The sequence below is a fragment of the Aquamicrobium defluvii genome (genome assembly GCF_004363725.1).
GTDB lineage: Bacteria > Pseudomonadota > Alphaproteobacteria > Rhizobiales > Rhizobiaceae > Mesorhizobium > Mesorhizobium defluvii.
Window position 1 is genome coordinate 1 of sequence record NZ_SNZF01000039.1, and the last position, 20,709, is coordinate 20,709.

Consider the following 20,709-nt stretch of genomic DNA (forward strand, 5'->3'; position numbering starts at 1 on the left):
TTGTCGACCGACCACCGGGCGGTGGACGGGGCGCTGGGTGCCGAACTCATCGGCGCCTTCAAGCGCCTCATCGAAAACCCGATGGGGCTCGTGGTGTAAACTCTCATGCGCACGGTTCTCTGCTATGGCGACTCGCTGACCTGGGGCTACGATGCCTCGGGTCCGTGCCGCCATGCGCTGGCAGACCGGTGGCCCAGCGTGTTGCAACGCGAACTTGGGCCGGGCGTGCAAGTCATCGCCGAAGGGCTGAACGGGCGTACCACCGCGTTCGATGACGGTCTGACCGGTGCCGACCGCAACGGCGCCCGTTTCCTGCCGACGCTTCTGTCCTCGCATGCGCCGCTCGATCTGGTGGTCATCATGCTGGGCTCCAACGACATGAAGTCGTGGATTCACGGCGACCCGTTCGTCGCCCGGCAGGGTATGCGCCGCCTCGTCGCCATCGTGCGCGGGCATGACGATCCGCTCGGCCATCCGGAGCCGAAGGTGCTGATCGTCGCTCCGCCGGTGGCTTCTCCCGGCCAGAAAGGGGCAGGCGAACTCGCCGGTTATTATGAGCAGCTTGCGGACGAGCTGGGTTGCGGGTTCTTCGATGCTTCCGGTGTGTGCGGGGTCACGCCCATCGATGGCGTGCATATGGATGCGGAAAATACGCGCAGGCTCGGCGAGGCGCTCGCCTCGCTCTTGCGCGTGATGCTGGAGCTTTGAATATGTCGCACGCTGTTTCCATCAGGCCCGCTCAAAAGGGCGATGCGGCTGAGATGGCCATTCTGGTCGATATTTCGTCGCACGGTTTCGCCTCATGGTTCTGGTATGGCGCGGTGCTGAACGGCTCGAAGGAAACCGCCTTCGAGGAAGGCCGCTGCTTCATGCGCTCCGACACCCAGCCCGCCGCATGGAAGGATGCCAGCATCGCACTGGTGGGCGACGAGATCGCCGGCGTCATCATCGGCCATCCCATCCTGCCTTCCATCATGGATGAAACGGCGCCGCATCCGGTTGTCGAGCCGATCCTCGAATTGCAGAAGACGATTGCCGGCGACTGGTTCATCGACAGTCTCGGCGTTTATCGCCATCATCGCGGCAGGGGGCTCGGCAAGCGGCTGCTTGCGCATGAGATCGCCCGCGCCGGCAACCGGCCGGTGAGCCTGATCACCGAAAGTGACAACGAAACCGCGCTTGGGCTTTACAAATCGCATGGATTCGCAGAGGTGACGCGACGGCAGGCTGTACCGCTCACCGAAAACGGCAAGCAACATGACTGGGTGCTGCTGACGCGCAGCGCCGCTTGAGGAAAGGCAGGGATTTATGGCCGAGGCTTACGACGTCATCATCATCGGTTCAGGTCCGGGCGGCTATGTGACGGCCGTGCGCTCCGCGCAGCTTGGCTTCAAAACCGCGATCGTGGAGCGCGAACATCTGGGCGGCATCTGCCTCAACTGGGGCTGTATCCCAACCAAGGCGCTGCTGCGCTCGGCTGAAATCAAGCACTATGCCGAGAATCCCGGTGCCTATGGCCTCAAGATCGACGGCAAGGTCAGTGCCGACATCGATGCCGTGGTGGAGCGCTCGCGCGGCGTGTCGCGTCGGCTGAATGGCGGCGTCGCCTTCCTGATGAAGAAGAACAAGGTCGATGTGATCTGGGGCGAGGCGAAGCTTTCCAGGGCTCCCGTTCCGGGAAAAGCGGGCGAAATCGTCGTTTCCAAAAGCTCGAAGAAGCCGATGGAGCCGCAGAATCCGGTGCCTAAGGGCGTGAAGGGCGAAGGCACTTATACGGCAAAGCATATCATCGTCGCCACCGGCGCGCGGCCGCGTGCGCTGCCCGGCATCGAGCCGGACGGCAAGCTGATCTGGAGCTATTTCGAGGCCATGGTGCCAAAGGAAATGCCGAAGTCGCTGCTGGTCATGGGATCGGGCGCCATCGGCATCGAGTTCGCCTCGTTCTACCGCACCATGGGCGCCGAGGTGACCGTGGTCGAGGTCATGCCGCAGGTCATGCCGGTCGAGGATGCCGAAATCTCCAAATTCGCCCAGAAGCAGTTCGAGAAGCAGGGCATGAAGATCCTGCTCGAAGCCAAGGTGACGAAGGTCGAGAAGGGCGCGAACTCGATCACCGCCCATGTCGAGACAAAGGACGGCAAGGTCGAGAAGATCACCGCCGAGCGCATGATCTCGGCTGTCGGCGTGGTCGGCAACATCGAAAATCTCGGGCTGGAAGCGCTTGGCGTGAAGACCGACCGCGGCTGTGTGGTGGTGGACGGCTACGGCAACACCAATGTGCCGGGCATCCATGCCATCGGCGATGTCGCCGGTCCGCCCATGCTGGCACACAAGGCCGAGCATGAAGGCGTGATCTGCGTGGAGAAGATCGCCGGCGTGCCGGGCGTGCATGGGCTCGACAAGTCGAAGATTCCCGGCTGCACCTATTGCAGCCCGCAGGTCGCCTCCGTCGGCCTCACCGAAGCCAAGGCCAAGGCGGAAGGCCGCGACATCCGTGTCGGCCGCTTCCAGTTCGCCGCCAACGGCAAGGCCATTGCGCTGGGCGAAGATCAGGGCCTGATCAAGACCATCTTCGACAAGAAGACGGGCGAGCTGCTGGGTGCACATATGGTCGGCGCGGAAGTGACCGAACTGATCCAGGGTTTTGTCGTGGCGATGAACCTCGAAACCACCGAGGAGGAGCTGATGCACACGGTGTTCCCGCATCCGACCCTTTCGGAGATGATGAAGGAAAGCGTTCTCGACGCGTATGGGCGTGCGCTGAACGCCTGAGCCAGCCTGTCGGCGCCGGGGCGAAAGACGACTGCGCTCTTCGCTGCGGCGCCTGAGGCAAGCCGTGGAACCAGATGAGAGATTTGAGCGTTGCATGTGAATTCTAATCCTTTGCGGAAGGACCATTCATATGGACGTCAACGGTGTGGGCTGGATCGCGGCGATAGTGGTCGGCGGAGTTGCCGGCTGGCTGGCCGAGATCGTGATGAAGGGCAACATGGGGCTCCTCATGAACGTGGTTCTGGGAATCGTCGGCGCAGTGGTGCTGAACGCCATATTGCAGGCTCTCAACATCGGCTCCTTCGGCGTAGGCTGGCTTGCCTATCTCATCACGGGCTTTATCGGCGCATGCATTCTCATTTTCGTAGGGCGGATGGTGCGCCAGTAGCGCAGCGGTTCGACCTGCATTTCAACAAGGCCGTGGCGGCTCGCTCCGCCACGGCCTTTCTTCTTCGGGCAAAACGTCCTAGATGACACTGAGGGGCGCGATGCCATCCGCGCCCGCGACAGAATTGGATCGGACATGGTCACCGTTCTCGACAACATCGCAAATCCGCCGCGGGTGAGGCATCCCGAAAAGGCGCACCGCCCCGATCAGGAGGTGCTGCGCAAGCCCGAGTGGATTCGCGTCAAGGCTCCGGTTTCCAGGGGCTATGCCGAAACCCGCGAGATCGTGAAGTCGAACAAGCTGGTGACCGTGTGCGAGGAGGCCGGCTGTCCCAATATCGGTGAGTGCTGGGAAAAGAAGCACGCCACATTCATGATCATGGGCGAGATCTGCACGCGCGCCTGCGCCTTCTGCAACGTCGCCACGGGCATCCCGACGGCTCTCGATGCGAACGAGCCGGAGCGCGTGGCGCACGCCGTGCGGCAGATGGGTCTCACCCATGTCGTCATCACCTCCGTGGACCGTGACGATCTCGCCGATGGCGGCGCGCAGCATTTCGCCGATGTCATCCACGCCATCCGCGCCGCGGCGCCCGCGACGACCATCGAGATCCTGACGCCGGACTTCCTGCGCAAGGAGGGAGCCGGGGCCCTTGAGATCGTCGTTGCGGCAAGGCCGGACGTCTTCAACCACAATCTGGAAACGGTGCCGTCCAACTATCTGACGGTGCGCCCCGGCGCGCGCTACTTCCATTCGATCCGGCTGTTGCAGCGGGTGAAGGAACTCGACCCTTCCATCTTCACCAAGTCCGGCATCATGGTGGGGCTCGGCGAGGAGCGCAACGAGGTGCTGCAACTGATGGACGACCTGCGCACCGCCGATGTCGATTTCATGACCATCGGCCAGTACCTCCAGCCGACCCGCAAGCACCATCCGGTCAAGCGCTTCGTGACGCCGGAGGAGTTCAAGTCCTACGAGACCATCGGCAGGACCAAGGGTTTCCTCCTGGTGGCGTCCAGCCCGCTGACGCGCTCGTCTCACCATGCCGGCGAGGATTTCGCGCGGTTGAAAGCGGCCCGTGAGGCTGCGTTGCGCAAGTCGGCCTAAGCCCTTCGTTTCATGCCAAAGTTCGAGGCCACCCGCCAAGTCGCCCACTCGCCGGATGAAATGTTCGCGCTCGTGGCAGATGTCGAGCGCTACCCGGAGTTCCTGCCGCTCTGTGAAGCGCTGAGCGTGCAGTCGCGCCGCGAACGTGACGGCAAGACCCTGCTCGTCGCCTCGATGAGCGTCGGCTACAAGGCGATCCGCGAAACGTTCACCACGCAGGTGCTTCTGAAGCCGCAGGAACGGGCCATCGACGTCAAATATATCGACGGACCGTTCAAATATCTCAGCAATGTCTGGGAATTCGAGGCGGAAGGCTCCGGCTGTCTGGTGCGCTTCTTCATCGACTACGAATTCAAGAGCCGCCTGCTCGGCGCGGTGATGGGAACGATGTTCGACCGCGCCTTCCGCATGTTCGCCGAAGCCTTCGAGAAGCGCGCCGATGCGATCTACGGGCGCTCGGCGGAAACGGCCTGATCGTCCGCAAGCCCCCGCAGGCCCATGCGCAGCGCGTGCTTCACCGTCTCCCTGCGGATATAGTCGCGGCCGCGATTGTCGAAGATGCATTTCTCCACATGAACGGGTTTGCCCGTCATCGCCAGTCCGAACCACACGAGCCCGACCGGCTTGTCCGCGCTGCCGCCGTCAGGGCCGGCGATGCCGGTGACGGCAAGGGCAATACCGGCGCGCGAGTTCCTGAGCGCGCCTTCGGCCATTTCGGCGGCCGTAGGCGACGATACCGCGCCATGATCCGCCAGCGTCCGTTCCGAAACGCCCAGCATTTCCATCTTGGCTTCGTTGGAGTAGGTGACGAAGCCGCGGTCCACCATGGACGAGGAGCCCGGAATGTCGGTCATGGCGGCGATGATGAGGCCGCCGGTGCAGCTTTCGGCGGTGGCCGCCAGTATGCCGCTATGCTGGCACGCCTTCAGGAAACTGTCCGCCAGTTCTCCGACATCCGGATGTCTGGCTTCTCCGACGCCTGCCTCCGTCATGCGGGAACCTCTCCTGGGTAGATGACGCTTGCCGTCGCGATGGCCGCAATGCCTTCCTCGCGGCCGACGAACCCCAACCGTTCGTTGGTGGTGGCCTTGATCGAAATGCGCTCACCTGAAATGCCCAGCATGGAGGATAGTTCCGCCACCATCGCCTCGCGATGAGGGCCGATCTTCGGAGCCTCGCAGATCAGGGTGATGTCAGCATTGGCGATGCGGCCGCCGCGCTCGCGCACGATTGCCACCGCATGTTCCACGAACCGGCGCGATGCCGCGCCCTTCCATTGCGGATCGGAGGGTGGGAAGTGGGTTCCGATGTCTCCGGCCCCGCAGGTTGCGAGCAATGCATCGGTCAGGGCATGGAGGCCGACATCGGCATCGGAATGTCCGGACAGCTTGCGGGTGTGGGGGATGCTGACGCCGCACAGCACGACATGGTCGCCGGCCTCGAAGGAATGAACGTCATAGCCATTGCCGGTGCGAACGTCGGGAAAGCTTGCAGCCGTTCCTTTAAGCCTTTGGTCTGCCATTGAAATATCCCTTGCCCAGGTAAGCTTTACATTGTCGGGTGAACCAGGCACCAGCATGACCGGAATGCCTGCCCATTCCGCGATTGCCGCGTCGTCGGTGAAATCGTGGCGGCCGAGCGCATGCGCCCGGTCATGTGCCTGGAGTATCGACAGGAAAGGAAAGCCCTGGGGCGTCTGCGCGCCATGCAGGCCGGCGCGCGGCACCGTTTCGCCCACCATCCCGCCGAAGGCTTCCCGCTTCAGCGTGTCGGCGACGGGCAATGCGGGCAACGCACCCTGTCTGTCGGTGATCGTGCCGATGGTGCGGCTGATGAGTTCCATATCGCAGAAGGGACGAACCGCATCGTGAATCAAGACCTTGGATGGCGCTTCCTCATTCAGGGCCAGAAGGCCCAGCCGCACCGATTCCTGCCGTGTCGGCCCGCCGATCACGATGGTGACGCGATCATGGTAGCCTTCCGCCGCCTTGCGCAGCAATTCCCGGTCGTCCGCATGAATGGCGACCACGACGGTATCCACCTGCGGATGCGAAAGGAACGTTTCAAGCGTATGGGCAATGACGGCCCGGCCGCCAATGTGGCGATACTGTTTTGGCCCGTCGGCCTGCCCGGCGCGCTCACCGCGCCCGGCGGCAACGATCACGGCCGCGATCCGGCACGTTGCTTCCGGTGCAGAAATGTCGGTTCGCTCAGCCATGGCGGAGGCTTAGTCGCGGGAGGTCGGGAAGGCCAGCCTTTTCAGCGGACCCGGGCAAATGTGACATGTTTGTGCATTGCATCATTTCCGGAGATTGTTTAAACAATGTGCATGGTAATTGTCTGCATGGTTTTTGTGCATGCCTGATCGGGCGATCCTGTCCACGCCTCTGGATATAGGCGGCGTCGAAATTCGCAACCGCGTTTTTCTGGCGCCGATGTCAGGCGTCACCGACGAGCCTTTCCGCAAGCGGGCCTATGCCCATGGCGCGGGCCTGGTCGTGTCCGAAATGGTGGCAAGCGGCGAGCTGGCCAGGGGGCGCGCGGGCTTCGACCTGCGCATCCGTCATTCCGGGCTTCCCGTGCATATGGTTCAGCTTGCCGGCCGCGAGGCTGTGCACATGGCCGAGGCCGCGCGCATCGCGGTCGGCGAGGGCGCCGACATTGTCGACATCAACATGGGCTGCCCCGCCAAGAAGGTAACGGGCGGCTACGCCGGATCGGCGCTGATGCTGGATCTCGATCATGCGCTGTCGCTCATCGACGCGGTCGTCGGCGCGGTCGAGGTGCCGGTCACGGTCAAGATGCGGCTGGGTTGGGATGAAAACGCGCTGAACGCGCCCGATCTGGCACGGCGTGCCGAGCAGGCCGGCGTCCGGATGGTGACCGTGCATGGGCGCACGCGCTGCCAGTTCTACAAGGGCAGGGCAGGCTGGCGGGCGATCGCGGAGGTCAAGGCGGCGGTCGGCGTCCCGGTTGTCGCCAATGGCGATGTCGGCTCGCCGGCAGATGCGGAGACGATCCTGCGGGAGTCACGCGCCGATGCCGTCATGGTCGGACGCGCGCATTACGGCGCGCCATGGGTGGCCGGTGAAATCGCCTCTGCCGCCACCGGCGTTTCTGCGCCGGGAGTTCCTCCGGCCGGTGTCGAATTGGCTGGCTATGTCACGGCGCACTATGAGGACATGCTGTCGCTTTACGGCAGGGAAAGCGGCCTGCGGCAGGCGCGCAAGCATCTTGGCTGGTATCTCGACCGCCATGCGCCGCTCGTCACTGCGGAACAGCGCAAGGCGCTGCTTACCTGTGGCGACCCCGCGCAGGTGATTTCGCTTCTGGACGAGATTTTCGCCAAGCAGCATGGCGACGTGAGGGATGCGGCATGAGCTCGATACCGATCAAGGCTGCAAATGCGGGCGATGCCGCACAGATCCTGCTCAATACGATCCGGCGTCCCGTCATCATGGTCGATCCGGGAGGTTACATTTCGTTCGCCAATGCGGATGCGGAGGACTTTTTCCGTTCGAGCGCTTCCGTTCTGGCGCGAAACATGCTGTCGAAGCTCATTCCGTTTGGCAGCCCATTGCTGGCGCTGGTGGATCAGGTGCGGGAGCGTCATGCTCCGGTCAACGAATATCGTGTCGACATTTCCTCGCCGCGTCTCGGCATCGAAAAGGTGGTGGACCTTTATGTCGCCCCGGTGCCGGAATTTCCGGGTTCGGTCGCGGTGATGTTCCAGGAGCGGTCGATGGCGGACAAGATCGACCGTCAGATGACCCATCGCGGCGCAGCACGCTCCGTGACGGGGCTTGCTGCCATGCTGGCGCATGAGATCAAGAATCCGCTCTCGGGCATACGGGGCGCCGCGCAGTTGCTTGAACAATCCACCTCTGACGAGGACAGGGCGCTGACGCGGCTGATCACCGAGGAGACCGACCGCATCGTGGCGCTGGTCGATCGCATGGAGGTTTTCTCGGACGAGCGGCCGATTGACCGTTATCCGGTCAATATCCATGTGGTGCTCGACCGCGTGAAGGCGATCGCAAGGAACGGCTTCGCCAGAGGCATCGCCATCGTCGAGGATTACGATCCGTCGCTGCCGCCGGTCTACGGCAATCGCGACCAGCTCATTCAGGTGTTCCTCAATCTCATCAAGAACGCGGCCGAGGCGGTGGGGAGCGACCCGCTGGGCGAGATCGTACTGACGACCGCCTTCCGCCCAGGCATTCGAATGTCCGTTCCGGGCTCGCAGGAGCGGGTGTCGCTGCCGCTGGAATTTTGCGTGCGTGACAACGGATCGGGTGTGGCCGAGGATCTTTTGCCGATCCTGTTCGACCCCTTCATCACGACGAAGCCGAACGGCTCCGGGCTCGGGCTCGCGCTGGTCGCAAAGATCGTGGGCGAGCATGGCGGCATCGTCGAATGCGAGTCGAACCCTCGCGGTACGACGTTTCGCGTGCTGATGCCGGCATGGAAGGAGACAGTTCCTGACGAACAGGTTTCGAACGAAGGAAATCCCCGATGAGCGCCCATGGACAGATACTTGTCGCCGACGACGATGCGGCGATCCGCACCGTCCTCAACCAGGCGCTGTCACGGGTCGGACATGAAGTGCGGGTCACGTCCAATGCCGCGACACTGTGGCGCTGGGTGGCGGCGGGCGAGGGCGATCTGGTGATCACAGATGTGGTGATGCCGGACGAGAATGCTTTCGACATGCTGCCGCGTATCCGCAAGGCGCGGCCGGAGCTGCCCGTGGTGGTGATGAGCGCGCAGAACACTTTCATGACCGCCATCCGCGCCTCCGAGGCGGGGGCGTACGAATATCTGCCCAAGCCTTTCGACCTCACCGAGTTGCTCGGCATCGTCCAGCGGGCGCTGGCCGAGCCGCGCAAGCCCAAAGCCGATCACAGGCCGGAGGATCAGCCGGATGCCATGCCGCTGGTCGGGCGTTCGGCCGCCATGCAGGACATCTACCGCATGCTGGCGCGGATGATGCAGACGGACCTGACGGTGATGATCTCCGGCGAATCCGGCACTGGCAAGGAACTGGTGGCGCGCGCGCTGCATGAATATGGCCGCCGCCGCAACGGGCCTTTCGTGGCCATCAACATGGCCGCAATCCCGCGCGACCTGATTGAATCGGAGCTTTTCGGCCATGAGAAGGGCGCGTTCACCGGCGCCCAGAACCGCTCGACAGGCCGCTTCGAGCAGGCCGAAGGCGGCACGCTGTTCCTCGACGAGATCGGCGATATGCCGATGGAAGCGCAGACGCGGCTTCTGCGCGTTCTCCAGCAGGGCGAATACACGACAGTGGGCGGCCGCACGCCGATCCGTACCGATGTGCGCATCGTCGCCGCCACCAACAAGGATTTGCGCGCGCTCATCAATCAGGGCCTGTTTCGCGAGGATTTGTTCTACCGGCTCAATGTCGTGCCGCTGCGCTTGCCGTCGCTGCGGGAAAGGTCCGAGGATATTCCCGATCTTGTGCGCCACTTCTTCAAGCAGGGCGAGAAGGAAGGCTTGCAGGCCAAGCGCATCGTGCCGGGCGGCATCGAGCTCATGAAACGCTATCCATGGCCGGGCAATGTGCGCGAGCTGGAAAACCTTGTGCGTCGTCTGGCTGCTCTTTATGCGCAGGACGAGATTTCCGCCGATATCATCGAGGCCGAACTCAGCAATGGCGAGAAGCCCGACCCGGCTGCCGCGGCCACACTCATTCCGGAAAACCTCTCCATCGGGCAGGCGATGGAGCATTACCTGCAACGCCATTTCGCTTCCTACGGCCCGTCGCTGCCGCCGCCCGGCCTTTATCAGCGGATCATTGCCGAGGTGGAGCGTCCCCTGGTGCTGGCGGCCATGACGGCCACACGCGGCAATCAGATCAAGGCGGCGGAGCTTCTGGGGCTCAACCGCAACACGCTGCGCAAGAAGATCCGCGATCTTGGCATCAGCGTCTACAAATCGGCTGGCTGAGAAATGCGACCGTCCGGATGCAAATCGCACGCCGGGTAAGCCACAATATCGCCCGTTTTGTTGCATAATCGCCACAATGTTGCATACATGTAACGCGATTCATGATGCCATAGGGCGGTATGACGACTCACATACTCACCAACGGCCGCTTGCGCCTGCCAAGAAGCCGCTCTCAGGAAGGGCGGCGCCTGCTTGCGCTGCCCGGCATCCTCGCAATACTGGGGGCGCTGCTGGCCGCGGGGGTGTCCTTCGCAATCCTTGTCGGCGCCACCCCGATCGCGCCCGATAGCAGGATCACGCTTCTTCTCATCTGTGTGAACGCCGCCTTCGTCCTCGCGCTTGCCGCGCTGATCGGGCGCGAGATTCATCGCATCGTGATGGCGCGCCGCATCGGCAAGGCGGCGTCGCGGCTGCATGTGCGCATCGTGGCCATGTTCGCGCTGGTGGCTGCCATTCCGGCCATCATGGTCGCCATCGTTGCATCCGTGACCCTGAACATCGGCCTCGACCGCTGGTTTGAAATCCGCACCAAGACCATCATCAATTCGTCGCTGTCCATCGCGGATGCCTATGTGCAGGAAAATGCCCGCAACCTGCAGGGCACCACCCTGTCGATGGCCTATGACCTCGACAATGCGCGCACTCTCTACGGGCTCGACCGTACCGGCTTCCTGGAACTGATGAACAAGGAGGCGGCGGGCAGGGGGCTGGCCCATGCCGCGCTTTTGAGGTCGGACGGCTCCTTCGTCATGAGTGCCCAGACACCCACCGATTTCGCCATGCCGGAGCCCCCGGAAGGGGCCATACAGGAGGCCGAGAACGGGCCGCCGCTGCTGATCGAGCCGCGCACCCGCAACATCATGGGCGCAATCGTCAAGCTGCGGGAGCTGGAGGGCATGTTCCTCTATACGATCCGCGTGATCGACCCCGAGGTGATCAAGGCCCGCGAGATCGTGCGCGCCAATGTCGGCGAATATCGCGGACTGGAATCGAACAGGCGCGCCTCCCAGATCGCCTTCGCGCTGCCTTATCTGTCGATGACGCTCATCATCATCCTGTCCGCTGTCTGGACCGGTATCGCCGTCGCCGACCGGCTGGTGCGGCCGATCCGCCAGCTTATCGGCGCAGCCGACGAGGTGGCCACGGGCAATCTCGACGTCTCGGTTCCGGTGCGCCCGTCCGACGGCGATGTCGCCTCGCTCGGCGCCACCTTCAACAACATGTTGCTGGAACTGAAATCGCAGCGCAACGAGCTGCTGACGGCCAAGGATCAGATCGACGAGCGCCGGCGCTTCTCCGAGGCGGTGCTGGAAGGCGTCACCGCGGGCGTGATCGGCGTCGATGCGGATGGCATCGTCACCATCGTCAATCGCTCGGCCGAAACCATGCTGGCGATCGATGCCACGACGGCTATCGGCCAGAATCTTTCCGTTCTGCTGCCACTGGTGGGCCGCGCGTTCGAGATCGGCCGCAAATCCGACAAGCCCGTCTATCGCGAACAGGTGACATTCTACCGTGCAGGGGCGGAGCGGACCTTCAACATCCAGGTCACGATGGAAGAGGAAGACAATGAAGATGCTTCCAAATCCTATGTCGTGACGGTGGATGACATCACCGATCTCGTTCAGGCGCAGCGCTCTTCCGCATGGGCGGATGTGGCACGGCGCATCGCCCACGAGATCAAGAACCCGCTGACCCCGATCCAGTTGTCAGCCGAGCGCATCAGGCGCCGCTACGGCAAGGTCATCATCGAGGACCGCGAAGTCTTCGACCAGTGCACCGATACGATCATCCGGCAGGTGGGCGACATAGGCCGCATGGTGGACGAGTTCTCGTCCTTCGCCCGCATGCCGAAACCGGACATGAAGCAACTGGACCTGCGAGACCCGTTGCGCGAGGCGTCCTTCCTTGTCGAGGTCAGCCGCTCCGACATCAAATTCGAGCGCGATTTCGGCAGCGAGCCGCTTTACGGCACCTTCGACAGCCGGCTTCTGTCGCAAGCCTTAGGCAATGTCATCAAGAACGCGTCGGAGGCGATGGAAGGCATGGAGCGTGAGAACGGGGAGCAGCACGCGATCCTTATTCGCGCGGCCAGGCAGGGCGACAGCGTGCGCATCGATGTGATCGACAACGGCAAGGGCCTGCCGCGCGAGCATCGCCAAAGACTGCTGGAGCCCTATATGACGACACGCGACAAGGGCACCGGCCTCGGCCTCGCAATCGTCAAGAAGATCGTGGAAGACCATGGCGGGCGCCTGGAGCTCCATGACGCGCCCCAGGATTTCCATGGCGGAAAAGGCGCCATGGTCAGCATCATTCTCCCCGCCGCCGGAGGTCCAGCCCCCGCTTCCGGCAGCTCACCGTCTGAAAAAGAAACTGTAAAGGTCGAAAATGGCGTCTGATATTCTCATCGTCGACGACGAAGAAGACATTCGCGAACTGGTTGCGGGCATCCTCAGCGATGAAGGCCACGAGACGCGCACGGCGCACGATGCCGACAGCGCCCTTGCGGCGATCGCGGAACGGGCGCCGCGCCTGATCTTCCTGGATATCTGGTTACAGGGGTCGCGGCTGGACGGGCTGGCCTTGCTGGACGAGATCAAGACGCTGCATCCCAGCCTGCCGGTGGTGATGATTTCCGGCCATGGCAATATCGAGACGGCGGTGTCGGCCATCCGGCGCGGCGCCTACGACTTCATCGAGAAGCCCTTCAAGGCCGACCGCCTGATCCTCGTGGCCGAACGGGCGCTGGAAACCTCCAAGCTGAAGCGCGAGGTCTCCGACCTCAGACAGCGCAGCGGCGAGACATTCGATCTGATCGGCATGTCTTCGGCCATGAGCCAGTTGCGCCAGACAATCGAACGGGTGGCGCCGACCAACAGCCGCATCATGATCATCGGGCCTTCGGGGTCCGGCAAGGAACTGGCGGCGCGCGCCATCCATGCCCTTTCCTCGCGCAAGAGCGGGCCGTTCGTGACACTGAGCGCGGCCAGCATCACCCCGGAGCGCATGGAGATCGAGCTCTTCGGCACAGAGTCGAACGGCACGGAGCGCAAGGTCGGCGCGCTGGAGGAGGCGCATCGCGGCATACTCTACATCGATGAAGTGGCGGACATGCCGCGCGAGACGCAGAGCAAGATCCTGCGCGTTCTGGTCGAGCAGCAGTTCGAGCGCGTTGGCGGCACCAAGCGCGTCAAGGTCGATGTGCGCATCATTTCCTCCACGGCGCAGAACCTCGAGGCGATGATCGCCGATGGCCGTTTCCGTGAAGACCTCTATCACCGGCTCGCCGTCGTGCCGGTGATGGTGCCGGGTCTGGCCGAACGCCGCGAAGACATTCCCTATCTGGTCGACCACTTCATGAAGCAGGTGGCCAGACAGCTTGGCGTGAAAACCCGCCGCATCGGCGACGATGCACTGGCCGTTCTTCAGGCCCACAACTGGCCGGGCAACGTCCGCCAGCTTCGTAACAACATCGAACGGCTGATGATCCTGGCGCGCGGCGACGATGCCGAGGCGCCCATCACCGCAGACCTTCTGCCTTCGGAAATCGGCGATGTGATGCCGCGCACGCCCGGGCAGTCCGACCAGCACATCATGGCGCTGCCGCTGAGGGAAGCCCGCGAGCAATTCGAAAAGGACTACCTCATCGCCCAGATCAACCGTTTCGGGGGCAATATCTCGCGTACCGCCGAGTTCATCGGCATGGAGCGTTCGGCACTCCACCGAAAGCTTAAATCTCTCGGCGTGTGAGAATTTTCGGGATTTGTTTTTTCGTGGCGAAGTATTTCCGGAAGAAACACGAATTTCATAATCGTTAATTATTCGTGAAAATCCGGATGTGAACATCGGAAATCCAGATCGGTTTCCTGACAAACTGTTTCCACAGGAATCCAAATGTGTGCCTGAGGGGCGAATCAGGGGCTTGAGTGCCTTATTTGTCTCCTCATTCCCTGTCTAGTCGCTCCGTACGATCAACGGAGCGAATTTGATGAGAAGAATGAGCGGGCTGGGGCTGGCCGTCATTGCCGCCTGTGCGGCGATGAGCGCATCCATAAGTGATGCTTCCGCAAGCACACAATGCGGCCGGGCCTCGTGGTATGCGTTGCATTCCAAAACGGCCTCCGGCGAGCGCATGAACCCTGCGGCCTTGACCGCCGCGCATCGCACCTTGCCTTTCGGCACGCGCCTGAAAGTCACCAACAAGAAGAACGGCAAGAGCGTCGTCGTGCGCATCAACGATCGCGGGCCGTTCGTGAAGGGCAGGGTGCTCGATCTTTCGAAGGCGGCCGCGAACAAACTCGGATTCATCCGCTCGGGCCACACCTCGATCTGCATGGCGAAAGCCTGATCTGCGCGGATTGCGCGTTCATGGCCGCCACGGCTTGGGCCACGGCGGCCTTTTTCGTTACCAGCTTCCGGTATTCGGCATCGAAGCCCAGGGTTCGGCTTTTTCCTTTGGCGTCCCCTTTTGCAGCAACTCGATCGAAATGCCGTCCGGCGATCTGATGAACGCCATGTAACCGTCGCGCGGCGGACGGTTTATGGTCACGCCCTTGTCCATGAGGCTCTGGCAGGTCTGGTAAATATCGTCCACCTCATAGGCGAGATGGCCGAAATTGCGGCCGCCGGAATAGGCCTCCGGATCCCAGTTGTAGGTAAGTTCAAGCAGCGGGGCGCTCTCTGCGCGACCGCGGCTTTCGTCCTGACCGGCGGCGAGGAAAATAAGAGTGAAACGCCCCTGTTGGTTTTCTTGCCGGCGCACTTCCTTCATGCCAAGCTTGTTGCAATAGAAATCCAGTGAAGCGTCGACGTCGGCGACGCGGACCATTGTGTGCAGATAGCGCATGGAAACCTCCTGAACGGAGCCGCAACATAGGGTCGCACAGCCGATGCGGCAACGCGAGAAAACGCAATGCAACTCAATGATAGGTGCAAAATGCATCTCGGGTCTTGCGCAACCGCGAAGCGGCAATGCTATCCTCCGGTTGAAGAATCAGTGTGTGTTGATGAAAAGGGGGCGTTCTTATGGGGGAAAAGGCCTCTTCCACGGGGCGCGGTACAGACCGGAGCGACATGGTTTCTCGTGGGGATGGGGCTGCCCGCGAAGAACGGAACGAGAGCGCCGATCTGACCGAGGTGTCGGGTGCGATCAAGTGGTTCGATGTCGCCAAAGGGTATGGCTTCATCCTGCCCGATGAGGCGCACCTTGGGGATATCCTCCTTCACGTCACCTGCCTGCGCCGCGACGGTTTCCAGACCGCACAGGAGGGCGCCCGCGTGGTTTGCCTCGTGAAGCAGGGCGAACGCGGTCTGCAGGCGTTCAAGGTGCTGTCGATGGACATGTCGACGGCCGTGCATCCCACCGAGATGCCTGCGCAGCGCACCCATGTGAGCGTCACGCCCGAGAGCGGCCTCGAACGGGCGCTGGTGAAGTGGTTCAACCGAACCAAGGGGTTCGGCTTTCTCACCCGCGGCGAAGGCACGGAGGATATTTTTGTCCATATGGAAACGTTGCGCCGTTTCGGCGTGACCGAACTCCGGCCGGGACAGGTGGTTCTCGTGCGTTTCGGGCGCGGGGAAAAGGGGCTCATGGCCGCTGAAATCCATCCCGATGTGGGAACCTTGCCTGTTTCGCACTGAAACTTTGGGCGCGCTGCGGTTCTTCGGATATGCCAGCCGCGCCTAAGCTCTTTTTCTTCATGCATTCGCCTGAATGCCGGTTTCTTTATTCAACTGGCATGTCCTCGTCGGGCAATTCGCTCCGACAGCATCCGGATTGCCTGCAATGCTGCCCCAAAGCGCGTCGCGATCTTTCCGATTCGCTCCTTGCGCTTTAATTTGTTGTTTTTACGCATGTTGTTATTCCGAAACCGGTTTCCCCTTCGGACGACATGCTTTGGAGCGAGGCTCGTCGTGAAAACAGGCCGGTGGAATCTGGTGGCTGCGGCAGTGATTCTGTCGGTATCGGCCATGGCGGCACCGCAGATGTGCCTTGCCCAGAATAATGGCGCCGATATCCGGCAGCCGATGCTTCTGCCGGTCGATTCCGCACCGCTGGTCATTGTCACGAAATCCGGCTCGCGTATGTTCAGCGTCGAGGTTGCCGATGACGCGGCCAAACGATCCGCGGGACTGATGCATCGGCAATCCATGCCGGATGACCGGGGTATGCTGTTCATTTTCGAGGCGGTGCGGCCCGTGAGCTTCTGGATGAAGAACACGCCCATGCCGCTCGACCTTGTGTTCATCGCGGAAGACGGACGCATCGTGTCGATCCTTGGCGGTGAGCCGTTTTCGCCGGCCATCATTTCTCCGCGCGAGCCTGCCCGATATGTGCTTGAACTCAAGGCCGGAACGGCCGAAAGAGAAGGCATCACCGAAGGCGACCTCGTCCGCCATCCGAAAATCGGGGCGCGCTGAACGGCCGGCGACCCTTAGGCAGGCGGCGGCTGAACAAAACGGAAAAACAGCATGCAGTTCTTCACGCACGATGGTTTCGATCTGGCCTTTCTCGATCGCCCGCCGGCGAGGGGAAAAGGCGATCCCGTGCTGCTCATTCATGGCTTCGCCTCAAGCCATTACGTGAACTGGGTATCGCCCGGCTGGTTCAAGACGCTCAACGATGCCGGCTACCGGGCGATTGCGCTCGACAATCGTGGCCACGGCGCCTCGACCAAGAGCTATGACGAGGACGACTATACGCCTACGGCGATGGCATCGGATGCCGCTGCACTGCTCGACCACCTTGGCATCGCCAAAGCCCATGTCATGGGATATTCGATGGGGGCCCGCGTTTCGGCTTTCCTGGCTCTTTCGGACCCGCAGAAGGTCGCCACTCTGGTGTTCGGCGGCCTCGGAATCGGCATGGTGGACGGTGTGGGCGACTGGGACCCGATCGCCGCCGCCTTGCTCGCTGACGATCCAGCCGCGATAACCCACCCGCGCGGGCGCTCCTTTCGCGCCTTCGCCGACCAGACGCGCAGCGACCGCCGGGCATTGGCGGCCTGCATATCCACTTCGCGCCAGATCCTCACCGAGGAGGATATGTCGCGCATCACGCAGCCGACGCTGGTTGCGGTCGGCACCACGGACGACATTGGCGGCTCGCCGGAGGAACTGGCGGCCCTGATGCCCAATGCCACGCCTTTCGCCATTGAAGGCCGCGATCATATGCTGGCTGTCGGTGACAGGACGTTCAAGAAGCGTGTGCTGGAGTTTTACGCCGGGCACCCGCTGGATTAGAGTGTATCACCCGAAACCGGGAACAGGTTTCGGGCGGCAACCAGCCCTTTTCTTCAGAAGCCAAGCGCTGCGGCGATTTTGGGCGTGGCGTCGCGCCAGTCGTGCACCGCGGTGATGTCGTCGGGCAACGGTGGCAGGAACTCGCGAAGGCTGTTGTCGGCCATCAGGTGAAACAGGTTTGCGTCCGATACGGATTCTCGCGCCGAAATCAGGTTCGGCGGCTGGTCGTCGACAAAGGCGACGGGCCGGTTGCCGGGGCCGCGCAAGCGGGCAAGAGCCGGTCCCTTGGCCATCTCGGTGGTCAGCAGCGGATAGGGCAGGCCGAGGGCGTCGAGATGGGAGCGCCGGGTTTCGCGATGCCTGTGCGGCATGGCCGTCAGCAGAACGATCTCGGCGCGTTCCCCAAAGCTGGCGAGAGCTTCCGGCGCGCCATCGGTAATGCTTTGCCAATCGGCCTGGCCGGCGAAGAAGTCGTCCAGCAAGGCCGTCACCTCGGGCTGCTCGACCAGCCTGCCTGTCGCCGTATCGGCGATATTTCCGGTCAGCCTGAAGGAGGCCATGGTCAGCCTGAGTCCGCGCTGCTCCAGGAAGCGCGGAAATGGCCGGATGAATTCCAGCAGGACATCATCGACGTCCAGGACGAGAAGCGGCCTGTCGTCGCAGGACAGTTCCTCAATCTGGCGAAGGGTTTCGGGATCAACGCTCATATCGAACTTTCATAACTGGTGTCGCCTGACGGCAGATGGCGCAGGGTCTGGCCGACGGCTGATGGGGCAATGTCCGATGCTTCGCAGAAGCGGATCAGGGTGGGTTCGTGCGCCAGTATGAACTGAAGAACCCCGGCCAGAAAGCCCGGCTCGCGCGCAGCCAGCCGGATGGAGCCGGCATCGATGCCGGTGATGGCAAGGAAACGTGGCAAAAGTTCGGGATCGGAAGCGATGAAGCCGAGAGCCTGGACAGCAAGCGCTTCCGCCTGCTCACGCATTGACCCTGCGTCCGTCATTGCTAACCTCTCGTTTCGCTGCCGCGTATGTCCGAATCGAAACGGCAGGGTAGGTCAATTGCGGGACACGGCAAGCTTTGCAGGCTGCCTGTGGACAGCAGACCGGGTCCTGCGCAATTTTCGATGGCTGGTTTCCGTTTCGTCAATCATCTTGGGGTAGCGTGCCGATCGGGTTTGATGCGGTCCGACAGATGCAGGGGGCGATGTCATTTGGTGAAATGACAATCGGGACGGGAAGTCGATGCCGAAAAAGGTAATGATCGTCGAAGATAACGAGCTCAACATGAAGCTCTTTCGCGACCTCATCGAGGCCAGCGGGTATGAGACCGTGCGCACGCGCAACGGTCTCGAGGCGCTCGATCTGGCCCGCACGCACAAACCCGACCTGATCCTGATGGACATCCAGCTTCCCGAGGTTTCCGGACTGGAAGTGACCAAATGGCTGAAGGAAGACGATGAACTCCATGTCATTCCGGTGATCGCCGTCACCGCCTTCGCGATGAAGGGGGACGAGGAGCGCATCCGCCAGGGGGGCTGCGAAGCCTATATTTCCAAACCCATTTCGGTTCCGCGTTTCATAGAGACGATAAAGTCCTATCTGGGGGATGCATGACCGCGCGCATCCTTGTCGTTGACGACATTCCTGCAAATGTCCGCCTGCTCGAGGTCCGCCTTCTGGCCGAATATTTCGAGGTTGTGACGGCCAATTCCGGTGCGGAGGCGCTGGAGATTTGCGAAACGAGCAAGGTCGATGTGGTTTTGCTCGATGTGATGATGCCGGAAATGGATGGATTCGAGGTTTGCCGGCGCCTCAAGAGCGATCCTGCCACCGCGCATCTGCCCGTGGTCATGATCACCGCGCTCGATCAGGTGACGGACCGAGTTCGCGGGCTGGAAGCGGGAGCCGACGATTTCCTCACCAAGCCGGTGAACGATCTGCAACTCATGACGCGGGTGAAGAGCCTTGTCCGGCTCAAGATGCTCACCGACGAACTGCGGCTTCGTACGGCAACGGCAGCCAGCATCGGTCTTGAGGATTTGCTGGGCAACGGTGCCGGGTCCGGGCAGGATCCGGCAAAGGTGTTGCTTATCGATGCGCGCAAGCAGACGTTCGAAAAGATTCGCTCCAGGCTGAAAGGCGGCATCGAACTCGACTTTGCGAGCGATCCGAACGCCGGATTCTTCCGGGCAGCGGAAGGCGGTTACGAATGCGTGATCGTGTCGACCGCGCTGCCGGACGTCGATCCGCTGAGACTGTGCTCGCAACTGCGGTCCCTGGATCGCACGCGGTTCCTTCCCATCATCCTGCTGGCGGACCGCGACGACGACCCGCGTATCATCCGCGGTCTCGAACTGGGCGTGAACGATTTTCTGGTCCGGCCGGTCGAGCCGCATGAACTGACGGCACGCCTGACCACGCAAATCAGGCGCAAGCGCTACAACGACCGCCTGCGCGCCAGCGTTGCCCAGTCGATAGAGATGGCGGTGACGGATGCGCTGACGGGGCTGCACAACCGGCGCTATCTCGACAATCACCTGCAAACGCTTTTCGAACGCGCGGTGGCGCGCCGGCGGCCCTTGTCGGTGATGATCGTCGATCTCGACCGTTTCAAGTCGATCAACGACAGGTTCGGCCACGACGGGGGTGACGACGTGCTGCGCGAGTTTGCACGCCGCCTGCGCCAGAACATGCGCGGCATCGATCTGATCTGCCGGTTCGGCGGCGAGGAGTTCGTCGTCGTCATGCCGGATACGGACGGGCCTGTCGCCGAGAAGGTAGCCGAGCGGATACGGGCGGAAATTGCCCGCACACCCTTTATGATCGGCAAGGAAGGGCAGGCCGTCACCGTGACCATCAGCGTGGGGGTCTCATCCGCCAGAGGACAGGCCGACGACGTGAGATCGCTGTTGAAAAGAGCCGATATGGCGCTCTACGAGGCCAAGAAAAGCGGCCGCAACAAAGTGGTTGGCAAGGCGGCATAGACCCGCTCCGGGACCAGCCCGTCAACAGGTCAGGGTTGCCGGTTTACCTTAATTACGCCACGTCGATAATCGTGGTTAAGAAATAGTTGATTTTCGGCTTCCCTTGCGCGACGGTGCAGGCGACGGGCATGGAAGAAATATCCGCGCCCGGAGAAACACCCCATGTTTCTCAGGTCCGCCGCATCTCCTGGGTTCCGTGGGGTCGGCCGGCCGGCCTTGGCAATAGTGGCCTCCTCGTACC

The 20,709-nt window shown here is 62.3% G+C and carries 23 protein-coding genes; 18 read left to right on the plus strand and 5 right to left on the minus strand.

Features of this window, described 5'->3' with window-relative positions; translation table 11 throughout:
- From DES43_RS19890 to DES43_RS19920, 7 genes are all read left to right on the plus strand, one after another.
- Positions 1-99 (plus strand): 2-oxo acid dehydrogenase subunit E2 (locus tag DES43_RS19890; protein WP_208110855.1); only part of this gene is annotated, 99 nt, incomplete at its 5' end.
- Positions 100-105: 6 nt separating this feature from the next.
- The gene (locus DES43_RS19895; protein WP_035033274.1) at positions 106-708 is read left to right on the plus strand and encodes an SGNH/GDSL hydrolase family protein; all 603 of its coding nucleotides are present in this window, start codon (positions 106-108) and stop codon (positions 706-708) included.
- A 2-nt stretch (positions 709-710) separates the two neighbouring features.
- Positions 711-1,292, plus strand: coding sequence for a GNAT family N-acetyltransferase (locus DES43_RS19900; protein ID WP_035033271.1), 582 nt, complete (start codon positions 711-713; stop codon positions 1,290-1,292).
- Positions 1,293-1,308: 16 nt separating this feature from the next.
- Positions 1,309-2,772, plus strand: a complete 1,464-nt coding sequence (gene lpdA, locus DES43_RS19905) for a dihydrolipoyl dehydrogenase (protein WP_035033268.1) — start codon at positions 1,309-1,311, stop codon at positions 2,770-2,772.
- A gap of 130 nt (positions 2,773-2,902) precedes the next feature.
- Positions 2,903-3,160: a GlsB/YeaQ/YmgE family stress response membrane protein gene (locus DES43_RS19910; RefSeq protein WP_035033265.1), complete on the plus strand. Its 258-nt coding sequence runs from the start codon at positions 2,903-2,905 to the stop codon at positions 3,158-3,160.
- A gap of 135 nt (positions 3,161-3,295) precedes the next feature.
- The gene (gene lipA / locus DES43_RS19915; protein WP_035033262.1) at positions 3,296-4,267 is read left to right on the plus strand and encodes a lipoyl synthase; all 972 of its coding nucleotides are present in this window, start codon (positions 3,296-3,298) and stop codon (positions 4,265-4,267) included.
- Between the two features lie 12 nt (positions 4,268-4,279).
- Positions 4,280-4,741, plus strand: coding sequence for a type II toxin-antitoxin system RatA family toxin (locus tag DES43_RS19920; RefSeq protein WP_035033259.1), 462 nt, complete (start codon positions 4,280-4,282; stop codon positions 4,739-4,741).
- Here the strand turns inward: DES43_RS19920 and DES43_RS19925 are convergent.
- On the minus strand, positions 4,714-5,259 hold the full coding sequence (locus DES43_RS19925; RefSeq protein WP_051520845.1) for a CinA family protein: 546 nt from the start codon (positions 5,257-5,259) through the stop codon (positions 4,714-4,716). The genes DES43_RS19920 and DES43_RS19925 overlap by 28 nt on opposite strands.
- Complete coding sequence (locus tag DES43_RS19930; protein ID WP_035033256.1) at positions 5,256-6,485, minus strand: bifunctional 2-C-methyl-D-erythritol 4-phosphate cytidylyltransferase/2-C-methyl-D-erythritol 2,4-cyclodiphosphate synthase; 1,230 nt, start codon at positions 6,483-6,485, stop codon at positions 5,256-5,258. The genes DES43_RS19925 and DES43_RS19930 overlap by 4 nt, the downstream gene beginning before the upstream one ends.
- A gap of 139 nt (positions 6,486-6,624) precedes the next feature.
- Between DES43_RS19930 and dusB the strand changes: the two genes are divergently transcribed.
- The 6 genes from dusB to DES43_RS19960 all read left to right on the plus strand — a co-directional run bounded on the left by dusB (position 6,625) and on the right by DES43_RS19960 (position 14,588).
- A complete protein-coding gene (dusB, locus tag DES43_RS19935) occupies positions 6,625-7,647 on the plus strand; it encodes a tRNA dihydrouridine synthase DusB (RefSeq protein ID WP_035033253.1) in 1,023 nt (340 codons plus the stop codon).
- The gene (locus DES43_RS19940) at positions 7,644-8,786 is read left to right on the plus strand and encodes a two-component system sensor histidine kinase NtrB (RefSeq protein ID WP_035033249.1); all 1,143 of its coding nucleotides are present in this window, start codon (positions 7,644-7,646) and stop codon (positions 8,784-8,786) included. The genes dusB and DES43_RS19940 overlap by 4 nt, the downstream gene beginning before the upstream one ends.
- On the plus strand, positions 8,783-10,237 hold the full coding sequence (ntrC, locus tag DES43_RS19945; RefSeq protein ID WP_035033245.1) for a nitrogen regulation protein NR(I): 1,455 nt from the start codon (positions 8,783-8,785) through the stop codon (positions 10,235-10,237). Before DES43_RS19940 ends, ntrC begins: the two co-directional genes overlap by 4 nt.
- Before the next feature lie 119 nt (positions 10,238-10,356).
- Positions 10,357-12,639: a sensor histidine kinase NtrY-like gene (locus DES43_RS19950; RefSeq protein ID WP_051520844.1), complete on the plus strand. Its 2,283-nt coding sequence runs from the start codon at positions 10,357-10,359 to the stop codon at positions 12,637-12,639.
- Positions 12,629-13,990 carry a nitrogen assimilation response regulator NtrX gene (gene ntrX / locus DES43_RS19955; RefSeq protein WP_035033242.1) on the plus strand — a complete coding sequence of 454 codons (1,362 nt, stop codon included), beginning with the start codon at positions 12,629-12,631 and terminating at the stop codon, positions 13,988-13,990. The genes DES43_RS19950 and ntrX overlap by 11 nt, the downstream gene beginning before the upstream one ends.
- Before the next feature lie 289 nt (positions 13,991-14,279).
- Complete coding sequence (locus tag DES43_RS19960; RefSeq protein ID WP_245264803.1) at positions 14,280-14,588, plus strand: septal ring lytic transglycosylase RlpA family protein; 309 nt, start codon at positions 14,280-14,282, stop codon at positions 14,586-14,588.
- A gap of 57 nt (positions 14,589-14,645) precedes the next feature.
- Here DES43_RS19960 and gloA read toward each other — a convergent pair whose 3' ends face one another.
- Positions 14,646-15,086: a lactoylglutathione lyase gene (gene gloA, locus DES43_RS19965; RefSeq protein WP_035033234.1), complete on the minus strand. Its 441-nt coding sequence runs from the start codon at positions 15,084-15,086 to the stop codon at positions 14,646-14,648.
- Positions 15,087-15,313: 227 nt separating this feature from the next.
- On the opposite strand from gloA, the gene DES43_RS19970 reads away from it, so the two are divergent.
- From DES43_RS19970 to DES43_RS19980, 3 genes are all read left to right on the plus strand, one after another.
- Complete coding sequence (locus DES43_RS19970; protein WP_342585408.1) at positions 15,314-15,880, plus strand: cold-shock protein; 567 nt, start codon at positions 15,314-15,316, stop codon at positions 15,878-15,880.
- Between the two features lie 297 nt (positions 15,881-16,177).
- Positions 16,178-16,660, plus strand: coding sequence for a DUF192 domain-containing protein (locus DES43_RS19975; protein ID WP_342636623.1), 483 nt, complete (start codon positions 16,178-16,180; stop codon positions 16,658-16,660).
- 51 nt (positions 16,661-16,711) lie between these two features.
- On the plus strand, positions 16,712-17,482 hold the full coding sequence (locus DES43_RS19980; protein WP_035033225.1) for an alpha/beta fold hydrolase: 771 nt from the start codon (positions 16,712-16,714) through the stop codon (positions 17,480-17,482).
- Between the two features lie 53 nt (positions 17,483-17,535).
- Here the strand turns inward: DES43_RS19980 and DES43_RS19985 are convergent, their stop codons facing one another.
- Together DES43_RS19985 and DES43_RS19990 are read right to left on the minus strand one after the other, a co-directional pair.
- On the minus strand, positions 17,536-18,189 hold the full coding sequence (locus DES43_RS19985) for a hypothetical protein (protein WP_035033222.1): 654 nt from the start codon (positions 18,187-18,189) through the stop codon (positions 17,536-17,538).
- Positions 18,186-18,485: a DUF3572 domain-containing protein gene (locus DES43_RS19990; RefSeq protein ID WP_035033219.1), complete on the minus strand. Its 300-nt coding sequence runs from the start codon at positions 18,483-18,485 to the stop codon at positions 18,186-18,188. Before DES43_RS19990 ends, DES43_RS19985 begins: the two co-directional genes overlap by 4 nt.
- A gap of 256 nt (positions 18,486-18,741) precedes the next feature.
- On the opposite strand from DES43_RS19990, the gene DES43_RS19995 reads away from it, so the two are divergent.
- Entirely contained in the window at positions 18,742-19,098 is a 357-nt protein-coding gene (locus tag DES43_RS19995; RefSeq protein WP_084496673.1) for a response regulator, read from the plus strand.
- A complete protein-coding gene (locus DES43_RS20000; RefSeq protein ID WP_035033213.1) occupies positions 19,095-20,468 on the plus strand; it encodes a PleD family two-component system response regulator in 1,374 nt (457 codons plus the stop codon). The genes DES43_RS19995 and DES43_RS20000 overlap by 4 nt, the downstream gene beginning before the upstream one ends.
- Positions 20,469-20,709 lie beyond the last annotated feature (241 nt).

Bases quoted from the DNA above. Each gene is read 5' to 3' on its own strand.
- DES43_RS19990 (WP_035033219.1), bottom strand. From the start codon at position 18,485: ATGACGGACGCAGGGTCAATGCGTGAGCAGGCGGAAGCGCTTGCTGTC.
- ntrC (WP_035033245.1), top strand. From the start codon at position 8,783: ATGAGCGCCCATGGACAGATACTTGTCGCCGACGACGATGCGGCGATC.
- DES43_RS19925 (WP_051520845.1), bottom strand. From the start codon at position 5,259: ATGACGGAGGCAGGCGTCGGAGAAGCCAGACATCCGGATGTCGGAGAA.
- DES43_RS19930 (WP_035033256.1), bottom strand. From the start codon at position 6,485: ATGGCTGAGCGAACCGACATTTCTGCACCGGAAGCAACGTGCCGGATC.
- DES43_RS19970 (WP_342585408.1), top strand. From the start codon at position 15,314: ATGGTTTCTCGTGGGGATGGGGCTGCCCGCGAAGAACGGAACGAGAGC.
- DES43_RS19980 (WP_035033225.1), top strand. From the start codon at position 16,712: ATGCAGTTCTTCACGCACGATGGTTTCGATCTGGCCTTTCTCGATCGC.
- gloA (WP_035033234.1), bottom strand. From the start codon at position 15,086: ATGCGCTATCTGCACACAATGGTCCGCGTCGCCGACGTCGACGCTTCA.
- lipA (WP_035033262.1), top strand. From the start codon at position 3,296: ATGGTCACCGTTCTCGACAACATCGCAAATCCGCCGCGGGTGAGGCAT.
- DES43_RS19900 (WP_035033271.1), top strand. From the start codon at position 711: ATGTCGCACGCTGTTTCCATCAGGCCCGCTCAAAAGGGCGATGCGGCT.
- DES43_RS19920 (WP_035033259.1), top strand. From the start codon at position 4,280: ATGCCAAAGTTCGAGGCCACCCGCCAAGTCGCCCACTCGCCGGATGAA.
- DES43_RS19940 (WP_035033249.1), top strand. From the start codon at position 7,644: ATGAGCTCGATACCGATCAAGGCTGCAAATGCGGGCGATGCCGCACAG.
- DES43_RS19960 (WP_245264803.1), top strand. From the start codon at position 14,280: ATGAGCGCATCCATAAGTGATGCTTCCGCAAGCACACAATGCGGCCGG.
- DES43_RS20000 (WP_035033213.1), top strand. From the start codon at position 19,095: ATGACCGCGCGCATCCTTGTCGTTGACGACATTCCTGCAAATGTCCGC.
- lpdA (WP_035033268.1), top strand. From the start codon at position 1,309: ATGGCCGAGGCTTACGACGTCATCATCATCGGTTCAGGTCCGGGCGGC.
- DES43_RS19950 (WP_051520844.1), top strand. From the start codon at position 10,357: ATGACGACTCACATACTCACCAACGGCCGCTTGCGCCTGCCAAGAAGC.
- DES43_RS19985 (WP_035033222.1), bottom strand. From the start codon at position 18,189: ATGAGCGTTGATCCCGAAACCCTTCGCCAGATTGAGGAACTGTCCTGC.
- DES43_RS19910 (WP_035033265.1), top strand. From the start codon at position 2,903: ATGGACGTCAACGGTGTGGGCTGGATCGCGGCGATAGTGGTCGGCGGA.
- dusB (WP_035033253.1), top strand. From the start codon at position 6,625: ATGCCTGATCGGGCGATCCTGTCCACGCCTCTGGATATAGGCGGCGTC.
- ntrX (WP_035033242.1), top strand. From the start codon at position 12,629: ATGGCGTCTGATATTCTCATCGTCGACGACGAAGAAGACATTCGCGAA.
- DES43_RS19995 (WP_084496673.1), top strand. From the start codon at position 18,742: ATGATCGTCGAAGATAACGAGCTCAACATGAAGCTCTTTCGCGACCTC.
- DES43_RS19895 (WP_035033274.1), top strand. From the start codon at position 106: ATGCGCACGGTTCTCTGCTATGGCGACTCGCTGACCTGGGGCTACGAT.